At 47.8% G+C, this 12,173-nt stretch carries 11 protein-coding genes, 4 tRNA genes and 1 pseudogene; 3 read left to right on the top strand and 13 right to left on the bottom strand.

Annotated features, from left to right (window positions below):
- Positions 1-59 precede the first annotated feature (59 nt).
- The 3 genes and pseudogenes from M5E81_RS01025 to M5E81_RS01015 all read left to right on the top strand — a co-directional run bounded on the left by M5E81_RS01025 (position 60) and on the right by M5E81_RS01015 (position 1,496).
- Positions 60-653, top strand: coding sequence for a hypothetical protein (locus tag M5E81_RS01025; RefSeq protein WP_249747653.1), 594 nt, complete (start codon positions 60-62; stop codon positions 651-653).
- 320 nt (positions 654-973) lie between these two features.
- Positions 974-1,078 (top strand): annotated as a pseudogene (locus tag M5E81_RS01020) (type II toxin-antitoxin system HicA family toxin); the annotation flags it as partial.
- Between the two features lie 4 nt (positions 1,079-1,082).
- Entirely contained in the window at positions 1,083-1,496 is a 414-nt protein-coding gene (locus M5E81_RS01015; protein ID WP_249747652.1) for a type II toxin-antitoxin system HicB family antitoxin, read from the top strand.
- 62 nt (positions 1,497-1,558) lie between these two features.
- Here M5E81_RS01015 and aguB read toward each other — a convergent pair whose 3' ends face one another.
- The 13 genes from aguB to M5E81_RS00950 all read right to left on the bottom strand — a co-directional run bounded on the left by aguB (position 1,559) and on the right by M5E81_RS00950 (position 12,173).
- A complete protein-coding gene (aguB, locus tag M5E81_RS01010; RefSeq protein ID WP_249747651.1) occupies positions 1,559-2,437 on the bottom strand; it encodes an N-carbamoylputrescine amidase in 879 nt (292 codons plus the stop codon).
- Entirely contained in the window at positions 2,434-3,567 is a 1,134-nt protein-coding gene (aguA, locus tag M5E81_RS01005) for an agmatine deiminase (RefSeq protein WP_009144911.1), read from the bottom strand. Before aguA ends, aguB begins: the two co-directional genes overlap by 4 nt.
- Positions 3,564-4,802: a carboxynorspermidine decarboxylase gene (nspC, locus tag M5E81_RS01000; protein WP_249747650.1), complete on the bottom strand. Its 1,239-nt coding sequence runs from the start codon at positions 4,800-4,802 to the stop codon at positions 3,564-3,566. The genes aguA and nspC overlap by 4 nt, the downstream gene beginning before the upstream one ends.
- 1 nt (position 4,803) lies before the next feature.
- Entirely contained in the window at positions 4,804-6,063 is a 1,260-nt protein-coding gene (locus M5E81_RS00995) for a saccharopine dehydrogenase family protein (RefSeq protein ID WP_249747649.1), read from the bottom strand.
- Between the two features lie 153 nt (positions 6,064-6,216).
- The gene (speE, locus tag M5E81_RS00990; protein WP_009144908.1) at positions 6,217-7,071 is read right to left on the bottom strand and encodes a polyamine aminopropyltransferase; all 855 of its coding nucleotides are present in this window, start codon (positions 7,069-7,071) and stop codon (positions 6,217-6,219) included.
- 13 nt (positions 7,072-7,084) lie between these two features.
- Positions 7,085-8,533, bottom strand: coding sequence for an aminotransferase class I/II-fold pyridoxal phosphate-dependent enzyme (locus M5E81_RS00985; protein ID WP_249747648.1), 1,449 nt, complete (start codon positions 8,531-8,533; stop codon positions 7,085-7,087).
- Positions 8,534-8,656: 123 nt separating this feature from the next.
- Positions 8,657-10,318, bottom strand: coding sequence for a biosynthetic-type acetolactate synthase large subunit (gene ilvB, locus M5E81_RS00980; protein ID WP_272881135.1), 1,662 nt, complete (start codon positions 10,316-10,318; stop codon positions 8,657-8,659).
- Positions 10,319-10,347: 29 nt separating this feature from the next.
- Positions 10,348-10,887 (bottom strand): acetolactate synthase small subunit, encoded by a 540-nt coding sequence (gene ilvN, locus M5E81_RS00975; protein WP_009144905.1) that lies wholly within the window; start codon positions 10,885-10,887, stop codon positions 10,348-10,350.
- Positions 10,888-11,207: 320 nt separating this feature from the next.
- Positions 11,208-11,292 (bottom strand) — tRNA-Leu (locus M5E81_RS00970).
- A gap of 92 nt (positions 11,293-11,384) precedes the next feature.
- A tRNA-Lys gene (locus M5E81_RS00965) sits at positions 11,385-11,460 on the bottom strand.
- A gap of 2 nt (positions 11,461-11,462) precedes the next feature.
- Positions 11,463-11,538, bottom strand: a tRNA-Gln gene (locus tag M5E81_RS00960).
- Positions 11,539-11,579: 41 nt separating this feature from the next.
- Positions 11,580-11,655, bottom strand: a tRNA-His gene (locus tag M5E81_RS00955).
- Between the two features lie 143 nt (positions 11,656-11,798).
- Complete coding sequence (locus M5E81_RS00950; protein WP_021720424.1) at positions 11,799-12,173, bottom strand: RidA family protein; 375 nt, start codon at positions 12,171-12,173, stop codon at positions 11,799-11,801.

Here is a 12,173-nt window from a genome sequence, read left to right as displayed (position 1 = left end):
GGATGTTTTCCGTGTGCGAAGTTTGAGTTGCTTAATACATTATGTGAGGAGGTTCTGCCATGCGTACTTTTCTGATACTGGCCTTTTGGTACTGGTTCTATAATCAGCTCTTCTTCCTGCTGGCTGCCATGGGCTTTTTTATAATACATTTTCTTGTTGCTGTCATCGGCTTCGGCGGTATGGATACCCTTGCCAGCGGCATTCTGCTAATACTTTATGCATTAATCCTCTACAAGCTCTTCGGGCGCTTTCTCTGGCGCAGCAGGCTGCAGCAATATAATCCCGGCAACACACAGCTGCTTTGCGCCTCCTTGCTGCCGCTGATTTTAGGCAGCATAATGCTCACTGCCAGCTTTGCCATAGCAGACGGCAAAATCTATAACACCATGACCGCTATGCCTGTGCTTGCGGCGATCAACCTCAGCCTGTCCTATCTGCCGCTCGCCAAAAGCGTCTGGACTATGCTTATTTTAGGCAGCATCTTCAACATCTTCACCATCACCTGCTTCTGGCGCTACTGCCGCAAGTATCTGCAGCAGGAAATTCCCTGGCTGAAGCTATTCATAATTATAGCTATTTGTTTGGCGGTCTGCACTATCATTATTTACAGCATAACAATTATGTATCTGCCTGATGACAAAGTAGGAGGATGAGATAGTCAAAATTTTATCATCATTAATCCAAACATCTTATGAATTTTTTGCAAATATACCTCTAACTATATTTTCTATGATATAATAAGTCTAACATACAAATTTAATACTGTTGTCGTTCTCTTAGGAGTATTGTAGTACCAACTGCAATACTCCTTTTTTAATAGCATCATCAATACGCATTGTTTTTATACGTGTTAAATGATACAATTATGAAAGGAGCAATATCATGAAATTTAAAGAACTGGAAAAGCTACTAAAAAAAAGCCGGTTGGACATTATATTCGACCAGAGGCTCCCACTTTTATTACGTACATCCACGCCAACCTAATAAAGTAACTGTTCCTAACCATAAGGGAGATATTCCCATAGGCACAGTTAAAGCTATTTTCAAACAAGCCGGTTTAGATTTTCAGAAAGGGTGATTTTATGTTATCAATGTATCCTGCGTGCTTTTATAAAGAAAAAGACGGACAATACACCGTAATTTTCCCAGACCTTAACCACCTGGCAACCTGTGGTACGGATTTACAAAATGCCATGAAAATGGCAACAGACTGCCTTGCCGGCTTTCTTTACGAAGCAAAGCTCAGCAATGAAGCTGTTCCGGAACCATCTGAATTAAACACTATTGACGTTAACGAAGAATATAGCGATTACGCAGAAGCCTTTGTTAATATAGTAAGTGTTGATGTAGAAGCATATGCCAAAGAGCACTTTACCAAAGCAGTCAAAAAAACTCTCACCATCCCTAAATGGTTAAATGATGCGGCGATTGCCAAAAAGCTGAACTTCTCCAAAATTTTACAGGATGCTCTCAAGCACGAGCTCAATATCGGATAAAACAAAAATCACAACCGGTTACACATATAGCCGATTGTGATTTTTTATTATAGCTTCAATATTTACTTACCGGCAATCTTACCATAGCATTCCGGTCTGCGGTCACGGAACAGTCCCCAGCTCAGTCTGTCCTCAGACAAGGCTGCCAAATCATACTCCGCATAAAGAATTTCTTCCTGATCACGCGATGCATCCTGCACAAGCGCACCGGTACCGTCGGTCATGAAGGAAGAGCCGTAGAACAGCAAGGAGGACTGTTGGCCTGCATTGCCTTCGCAGGGCTCCACAGTTTCCAGACCAATGCGGTTTGCTGCTACCACAGGCATCAGGTTAGCTGCACTATGACCTTGCATAACACGGCGCCAATGCGGCATGCTGTCACAGTCTAAGATAGGCTCGGAGCCAATCGCCGTAGGATAGAACAAAAGCTCTGCTCCGTTCAGCGCCAGGCAGCGTGCTGTCTCAGGGAACCACTGATCCCAGCAGATACCGATACCGACACGGCCATACTTGGTATTGAAAACCGTAAAACCGCTGTTACCCGGTTTAAAGTAAAATTTTTCCTGATAAAAATGATCGTCAGGAATATGTGTTTTGCGATAAACGCCTAAAATCTCACCGTCGGCATCAATGCAGGCGATGGAATTGTATAATTCATTGACATCACGCTCAAAAAAACTGATAGGCAGAACGATATTCAGCTCCTTCGCTAAACGCTTGCCCATCTGCACCGCAGGATTTTCTTCCGTAGGCAGTGCATACTGATAGAAATCATAGCGACGCTGCTGGCAGAAATACGGACGCTCCCACAGCTCCGGCAACAGAACAAGCTGCGCGCCGTTCGCTGCAGCTTCACGCACCAGTGCTTCAGCGTGCTGTAAATTTTCTTCTACGGTCGGCGCACAGCGCATCTGCACTGCTGCCACCTTTACCTTGCTCATAAGCACACTCCCTTCGGAATTTGCTGTGTAATGCAGTGAATATTGCCGCCACCGGTCAAAATTGCCCGCGCCGGTATCTGCACTACCTTACGCTCAGGACAGAGCTTGGCAAGAATTTCCGCAGCCAGCGCATCGCTTGCCGCATTCTCCCCGCCAAAGGCAGGCACTACAACACTGTCATTACTGAAATAAAAGTTTACATACGAAGCCGCCAGACGTTCACCGGCCTCGCGCATATCCTCTCCTTCAACAAAGTCGAAGCCTGCTACCTCGTCCTCGGTGATGCACACAGGCACCGCAGGCACAGGCAGCTTATGCACGATGATTTTACGTCCCTTGGCATCCGTCAGCTGCTCCAAAGCATCCAGGCTAGCCTTGCTCAAAGCATACTGCGGATCAGCTTCATTATCTGTCCACGCCAGCACCACCTCACCGGGGCGGATAAAGGCACAGACATTATCTACATGCTCGTTTGTTTCATCGTTATAAATACCGCGCGGAATCCACAAAACCTTTTCCACGCCCAGGTAAGTCTTAAGCTTTTGCTCAATCTGCTCTTTGGAAAGGTCGGGATTACGCCCGGCGCTCAGCAGGCAGGCCTCCGTCACCAATGCCGTACCATCGCCGTCGCAGTGAATAGAACCGCCTTCCAGCACAAAGGGAACAGCATCATACAGCGCAGCACCATAATGCTCGGCAAACTTTTCCGCAAAAGCATCGTCCTGCTCATAATCGGGATACAGGCCGTCTACCTCGCCACCCCAGGCGTTAAAGCGCCAGTTTACACCGCGCAGCTCGCGTCCCTGCGCGCCGTCACGCACAACAAACGTCGGACCGATGTCACGCGCCCAGCTGTCATCTGTTTCCATAGCTAGCAGCTCAACGTTAGCGACACCTGCAAGATATTCCTGCGCTACGGCAAAGTGCTTAGCACCGCAGATAACATAAACCTTTTCGCTCGCCGCAATCGCCTTAATCACAGCCGTAAACGCTTCGCAGGCCGCAACTGCGCCAAAGCTCCAGGAGCCCGGACGCTGCGGCCAAACGATAATGCAGCCGTCATGCGGTTCGTATTCGCCAGGCATGTGAAAGCCGTCGGCAGCGGGAGTAAAGTTTTTCTCTAACATCATGACAAACGTCCTTTAAAATCTTCATAACCGAAACGGCGTACAAGCTCCGTAGTACCATCCTTGTGCAACAGCACAATATCAGGCAGCGGAATGCCGTTAAAGGTATTATTTTTAACCATGGAATAAATCGCCATATCCTCAAAAATCAGCTTATCGCCAACCTTGATTTCCTTATCAAAGCTGTAATCGCCAATCACGTCACCGGCCAGACAAGTCATAGAGGACAAACGGTATTTATATTGCTTTTCGTCAGCCTCATAGCCGCCGCGCAGAGGCGGACGGTAAGGCATCTCCAGCACGTCAGGCATATGGCAGGCAGCCGAGGCATCAAGGATAAGAATATCCAAACCGTTATGCACAATATCCAACACCTCTGTTACGAGATAGCCGGCATTAAGCGCCACAGCCTCACCGGGCTCCAGATATACCTCAACGTGATAGGTAGCGCGAATATATTTTACTAAATCAATCAGTGCTTCCACATCATAATCACTGCGCGTAATATGATGACCGCCGCCCAAATTCAGCCATTTAAGCTGTGCAAAATACTTGCTGAACTTCGCCTCGAAGGCCTTCCAGGTCGTCAGCAGATCATCAGCGTTCTGCTCACACAGCGTATGGAAATGCAGGCCCTCGATTTCCGGCGGTAAAACCTGCGGGAAGTTAGCCAGTGTTACACCCAAACGTGAGCCATAGGCACAGGGATCATAAATTGCATGCTCACCCTCCTGCGTCGAGCATTCCGGGTTCACGCGGATACCAACGCTCACACCGGCCTGAGCGCAAACAGCCTTATGCTTTTCAAACTGCGCAAAGCTGTTGAAAATAATATGGTCGCAGATTTGCACCAGCTCCTGCATATCCTGCTCCTTAAAAGCAGGTGCAAAAACATGGTTCTCCTTGCCCATCTCCTCATGACCGAGGCGCGCTTCGTAAATACCGCTTGCCGTCGTGCCTGCCAGATATTCACCCATCAGCGGATAGAGGCGGAACATAGAAAAGCATTTCTGTGCCAGCAGAATATGCGCACCGCTTGCACGCTGCACATGCTGCAAAAGGCGCAGATTATTCAGCAGCTTCGCTTCATCAACCACGTAGCAGGGAGTCGGCAGCGCCTTCAGCGCCGTCTCCTCGCGCTCTGCGCGCAAATTCTTCTGCAAATCAGCCAGACGGGAAGCCCCCTCAGCCTTGTCGACAACATATGCCGGCATTACAGTTTCCTTAGCATCCGTCATCTTATTCTACCGTAGCCGGGTTTTCGTCAACAACCCACGGCAGGCCGAACTTGTTCAGCATATCCATGTACGGATCCGGATCGAATTCTTCCACATTGAATACGCCCTTACCCTGCCATTGCTTGGTAATAACCAAAGCAGTACCGATCATTGCAGGAACGCCGGTGGTGTAGCTGATAGCCTGAGAGCCGACCTCTTTGTAGCATTCCTGATGGTCGCAGACATTATAAATATAAATGGTCTTTTTCTTGCCATCTTTGGTACCGGTGAAAATACAACCGATATTGGTCTTGCCTACGGTGCGAGGACCGAGGGAAGCAGGATCCGGCAGCAACGCTTTAAGGAACTGAATAGGAACAATCTCCTTGCCTTCATAGTTAATCGGCTTGGTAGACAGCATGCCAACGTTCTCCAGGCACTTCATATATGTCAGATAGCTTTGACCGAAGGTCATGAAGAAGCGAATGCGTTTTACGCCGGGGATATTCTTAGCCAGAGATTCAATTTCCTCATGGTGCAGCAGATACATATCCTTCATGCCAACCTCAGGGAAATCATACTCGCGTTTAATAGCCATCGCCGGGATTTCTACCCAATGACCGTTTTCCCAATAAGAACCGGGAGCAGAAACCTCACGCAGGTTAATTTCCGGGTTGAAGTTGGTAGCGAACGGATAACCGTGGTCGCCGCCGTTGCAGTCCAGAATATCAATAGTTTCGATTTCGTCAAAATAATGCTTCAGTGCATAAGCAGAGAAAACACTGGTAACACCGGGGTCAAAGCCGGTGCCGAGCAGAGCCATGATGCCGGCCTGCTCAAATTTTTCTTTATAAGCCCATTGCCAGGAATAATCGAAGTAAGCAGAGAAGCCCTCTTCCTTGCAGCGCTTGTCATAAACTGCACGCCATGCGGGATCGTCAATGTTTTCCGGCTCATAGTTAGCGGTATCGATGTAATCAACCTTGCATTCCAGGCAGGCATCCATAATAGTCAGGTCCTGATAAGGCAGAGCAACATTCAGCACTGCATCCGGTTGGTAAGCCTTAATCAGCTGCACAAGCTGTTCCTTGCTGTCAGCGTCAACCTGTGCTGTAGTAATCACAGTAGAGGTCGTGGGCTGCAGCTTTTCTTTAACTGCGTCACATTTGGACTTCGTACGGCTGGCAATACACAGCTCGGTGAAAACATCACTGTTTTGACAGCATTTTGCGATAGCTACGCCGGCAACACCGCCGCAGCCGATTACTAATAATTTACTCATAATTCAAATCATCTCCTGTTCATAAATAACTTGCATATAAAATCAATTATATCTTAAAGACACATGATAGTGTCCCAGATGCAAAGAATAACAACGGCGTACTTCCAGTACGTCTAGGAGCCGCAACGACGCAGATGATGCACTATCGTGCGTCTACCTCTCTTCTTCCTCCAACATATCTTCAACATACTTAGGCAGCATAAACGCTCCCTTATGCAGATGCTCGGAATAATACCATGTTTTAATACCACGCTCCAGCCACTTCTTGGCATCAAAATCCTTCAGCGGATGATACTTCTTGGAAGCGAAGCCGAACAGCCAGTAGCCGGAAGGACATGTCGGAATATGCGCCTGATATACACGGCTGATGGGGAAGCTGTGGCTGGCCTTGCGGTGCATAGCGCGGCAGGTTTCCTCATCCTCATCGTAGAAGGGGCTGCCATGCTGATAAACCATGATGCCGTCCTCCTTGAGCGCACGGAAGCAGTTACCGTAGAATTCCTTGGTAAACAGGCCCGCTGCATGTCCTAAGGGATCGATAGCATCGCTGATAATCAAATCGTATTCATCAACCTTGGTACGCAAAAAGCGCAGACCGTTAGCGTTGAATACAGTTACGCGCGGGTCATCAAGACCGCAGGCGTTGTCCGGGAAATAGTCACGGCAGACATCGATAAAAACATGGTCTGTTTCTACTACGTCGATTTCCTCTATTTCATCATAATGCGTCAGCTCGCGCGCTACACCGCCGTCGCCGCCGCCTATTACCAGTACCTTGCGCACATGCGGATGCACTGCCATAGGCACATGGACAATCATTTCGTCATAAACAAATTCGTCCTTTTCCGAAAAGACTATGGTACCGTCACAGCTGATAAAGCGACCGAATTCCTTGGATTCAAAAACGTCTATTCTTTGGAAATCCGTATCCGCACCGAAAAGCTGCTTTTCGATTTTGATATCCAGCTTCACATCTTCTGTATGATAGTCAGAAAACCATAGCTCCATTTAATCACGTCCTTTATACTAATACATTGATATTATTAACATCCGGATCCTCAGGTCCCTGCATGGAGCAACCCTTTTCCTTGGCATAAATAATATAATCGATAATATCCTTGGTGATAACCTCACCCGGCGCCAGAATAGGAATTCCCGGCGGGTAGCACATTACAAATTCACTGCAGATGCGTCCCGCAGTTTCGCGTATAGGCAAAGATTCGTCCTTGGCATAAAAAGCCTTCTGCGGCGAAACAACAACCTTAGGTGCGATATATTCGGTATTGAGCATTTGCGACGGATCCTTGGAATACAGGCGCTTGATATCTGCCAAAGCACCCACAAGACGTTCAATATCCTGAATACGGTCACCGATAGAAATATAAGCAAGAATGTTGGCTATATCACCAAACTCAATCTGGATATCATATTCATCGCGCAACAGGTCATAAACCTCGATGCCTGCAAGACCGATATCACGCGTATAGACCGAAAGCTTGGTAACATCAAAATCATAAATACTGCTGCCGTTTTTCAGCTCGCGTCCGTAAGCATAGAAGCCGCCGATAGAATTGATTTCCTCACGGGCATATTCCGCCATCTCCTGCACCTTGCCGAAGGATGCCTCACCGCGCATATACAGGTTACGGCGTGAAATATCCAGGCTGGAAAGCAGAAGATAAGAAGCACTGGTAGTCTGCGTCAGATTGATAATCTGGCTTACATACTCCCAGTTGACATTAGGCCCTGTCAGCAAAAGGCTACTCTGCGTCAGACTGCCACCTGATTTATGCATAGAAACAGATGCCATGTCAGCACCGGCCGCCATCGCATTAACAGGCATATTTTTTCCGAAATAAAAATGTGTACCGTGCGCCTCGTCTACCAGGCAGAGCATGTTATGCTCATGCGCCAGCTTGACGATAGAACGCAAATCCGAACAGATACCATAATAAGTAGGATTGTTTACGAGCACCGCCGTAGCATCGGGATTTGCCTTAATTGCCTTAGCTACCTCGCCGATCTCCATCCCCAGAGAAATTCCCAGCTTACTGTCAACCTGCGGATTGATATAAACCGGAATCGCGCCATTAAGTACGAGCGCGTTAATCACACTTTTGTGTACATTGCGCGGCAGGATAATTTTATCGCCTGCCTTACAGGAGGCCAAGACCATGCTTTGCACGGACGAGGTCGTACCTCCTACCATAAAGAATGCGTGTGCCGCACCGAAAGCCTCTGCTGCCAGCTCCTCTGCGTCGCGGATTACCGAAACAGGATGGCAGAGATTATCAAGAGGCTTCATGGAATTGACATCCAGGTTTACGCATTTTTCTCCCAGCAGCTCGCGAAGCTCCGGGTTGCCACGACCGCGCTTATGACCTGGTACATCAAATGGCACAACGCGTTTTTTACGAAAACGCTCCAGTGCCTCGTACACCGGAGCAGAAGTTTGTGATAAATTTCCCATTTTCTTCTCCAAAGCATAAAAAAATAAAAGGACAGATGATATTTTCTTCTGTCCCTTTATCGTAACATTTTTAACCTGTTTCAGCAAGAGTTTTAAGAGTAACTAAGCAAAATCTTAGCCAATTCAGTTTATCTCATCGTCAGCGAATTTTACAAAATCATTAATTCCCAGTCCCGGAGCTACCATTGGGAGTACCATATTTTTAGGATTAATGCAAACCTCTATAAGATAAGGCTTCCTGCATTCCCACGCCTTGGCCACTGCCTGAGCCAAAGCCTCCGGCGTATCCGCATGCTCTCCTTCAATTCCGAAGGCAGCAGCATATTTTACAAAATCAACATAGCCCGGCAGCTCGCAGGCCGTAAAGCGTTTGGCAAACTGCACCGTCTGCAGCTGGCGTATCATTCCCAGTCCGCTGTTATTGAACACTATAGCGATAACAGGCACATTATTGCTGGCAATAGTAAAAAGCTCGCTGCCTGTCATCTTAAAGCCGCCGTCACCGCTTATGCTGATGACACGGCTCTGCGGACGCGCCAGCTGTGCGCCTAACGCAGCAGGCAGGCCGAATCCCATCGTACCTAAGCCACCGCTTGTCAGCCACTGGCGGGCAAACTGTATCTTCAAATGCTGCGCTGCCCACATCTGATGCTGCCCTACGTCCGTAGTAATAATATAATCCTTGTCCTTGAGCACCGGATTCAATGCTTTAAAGAACCGGGGCGCCTCCTCGTCCCCAAAATCATCATCCATACCCGGCCAGGAATTTATCTTATCCCACCATGAGCTCAAATCGTGCGGCTGCGCTGCCTTTTCCAAAGCATTCAGCGTTGCTACCATATCTCCGGTTATGCCTATACCCGAATCAATATTTTTATCTACCTCGGCAGGGTCAATATCAAGATGGATAATAAGCTTGTTGGCACTGTAGCTGCTGCGTTCGCCTGTAACGCGGTCATTAAAGCGGCTGCCGACAGCCAAAATCAGGTCGGCTTCCTTAACGGCATTATTGGCACGTTCATGTCCATGCAGGCCTGTCATTCCCAAAAACAGCTGTCTGTAGGCACTAATCGCACCAAGCCCCATCAACGTGCTGACAACTGGAATATGCAGCTTTTCACACAAATGCATGGCATCATATTCTGCATTGGCATTGATAACGCCACCGCCGACCAGCATTACCGGACGCTTTGCCTTATTGATAGCTGCTGCAGCCGCTGCCACACGTTCAGCATCAGGCTCCAGCGGCTGCAGCTCCGCCAGACGGGATTCCTCAAAATCTATCAGTGCCGTCTGCACATCGCGCGGCACATCTACCAACACCGGTCCCGGGCGTCCTTCACGCGCCAGCTGGAAGGCAAGTCGCAATGTCTGCGCCAGATTTTCCGGCTTTTTAACTAAAAAATTATGCTTGGTAATAGGCATTGTAATACCTGTGATATCTACCTCCTGGAACGCGTCATGGCCGATAAGCGCCCTGTTTACCTGACCTGTAATGGCCACAACCGGTACGGAATCTAAAAATGCCGTTGCCAGACCTGTGACCAGATTGGTTGCACCGGGACCTGATGTAGCTATACACACGCCAACCTTACCTGAAGCACGCGCAAAGCCGTCTGCCACATGTGTAGCACCCTGCTCATGCGCCGTTAATATATGTTGTATCGTACTTTGCCGTAATGCATCATAAAAAGGGAGAATCGCACCCCCGGGATATCCGAAAACCGTTGTTACCCCTTCTTCTGCCAGTATTCTGCACATAATCTCTGCGCCGCTTAACTGCATACGCTCACTTCCTTCCGCAAATCTATCTCTTATATTGCCGCATGACCATCATCCATCTGCGGCCATTCAAAACGTGATTTTTCCACAGCCAGCGACGTATCTCCGCGCTCTAAAGCAACAAGGCCGGTCTGTACCATTTCGGTTACGCCATATGGACGCATAACATCAACAAAAGCGCGCAGCTTGCCTTCATCGCCGGTAGCAACAAATATCAGTGACTCACCGGTTACATCCACGGCATGCGCACGGAACACTTCCGCCAGCTGCAGCAGCTCCGGACGCTTATTGCCGGCCTTTACCTTAACCAAAATCATACTGCGGGTAGCACTGGATTTAGGAGGCAACACCTTGACACGCTCTACCTCAACCAGCTTCGCCAGCTGTTTGGTAACCTGAATAATGGTCGGCTCGTCAGCTTCCATCGTCACTGTCATACGCGAGAACTCCGGGTTTTGCGTCGTGCCTACCGCCAGGCTGTCAATATTGAAGCCACGGCGTGAAAACATGCCTGCTACACGCATCAGTACGCCAGGCTGATTACGTACAACAATCGATAAAATTTGCTCCATATCTTTCCCTCCTGCAATAACATGTCTACAGCTCTGATGCTCTTACAAATCTGTCAGGCTTGCCGGCATCATATAATCAGTGTTTTTTTATTATTTCAGCAAGCAGTTTTTTTGTCAACAAAAAGTGTAATATTTGTATATTATTTTTTGATTACAGCTTATTAGTGTAAACACTATTACAGATTTCAGTGTACAAAAAAGCCCACGCAGCTATTGCCACGTGAGCAGTAAAACATCCAACAGCATTCTTTTGTTTAACAGTTGAAGCAAATAATCAAAAAGCTCACGTGACCATTCCACGTGAGCCTGATTTATAAAGTTGGTGCGAGTGACAGGAATCGAACCTGCACGCCGAAAGGCGCTAGATCCTAAGTCTAGTGCGTCTGCCAGTTCCGCCACACTCGCATATAAAATATTATATCATAACAAGAACATCTATGGCAACTGTCCATGTAAACAAAAAGCCGTCCTTCTTTCGAAGAACGGCCTTAAATTCGTGGTGATCCACCCGAGACTCGAACTCGGGACACCCTGATTAAAAGTCAGGTGCTCTACCAACTGAGCTAGTGGATCATTGGCTGGGGCGGCTGGACTCGAACCAACGCATGCGGGAGTCAAAGTCCCGTGCCTTACCGACTTGGCTACGCCCCAAGCTTATTAGTGGTTATTCAGATTTACCAAATCTGAAAAGGTGGGGTGACTGGTGGGAGTCGAACCCACGCGTAACGGAGCCACAATCCGCCGTGTTAACCACTTCACCACAGCCACCATCTTGTTTCCAAGCTGAATAGCTTGGCGACGAATAGTATTATACTATATTACCGGCACTGCGTCAATAGGAAAATTTAATTTTTATAAAAAATTTTACAGCAATCACCGGACATAGTCAAAAATTGCTTTGCAGCTGTCAATCAGCGGCGGGCAATAACTTCAATTTCTACATGAGCGCCTTTAGGCAGAGCTGCTACCTGTACAAAGGAGCGTGCCGGCGGCTCAATCTTAAAGGTTTTTGCATAAACAGCATTAATAGCATCAAAATTCTTGATGTCATCTACAAAAATAGTAGTTTTTACAACGTCCATGAATCTGAAACGTGCTTCCGTCAGGATAGCCTCAATATTGTCTAAAACCTGCTGAGTTTCAGCTTCAATAGAGCTTTGAACCATTTCACCTGTTTCCGGATTAATAGCAATCTGACCGGATACAAACAGAATAGAACCTGCCAATACAGCTTGAGAATAAGGACCTAAAGCTTTGGGTGCATTTGTTGTTGCAATAACTTCCAT

Source organism: Phascolarctobacterium succinatutens, from assembly GCF_023497905.1.
Lineage (GTDB): Bacteria > Bacillota > Negativicutes > Acidaminococcales > Acidaminococcaceae > Phascolarctobacterium_A > Phascolarctobacterium_A succinatutens.
This window is presented reverse-complemented; position numbering and strand designations above follow the sequence as displayed.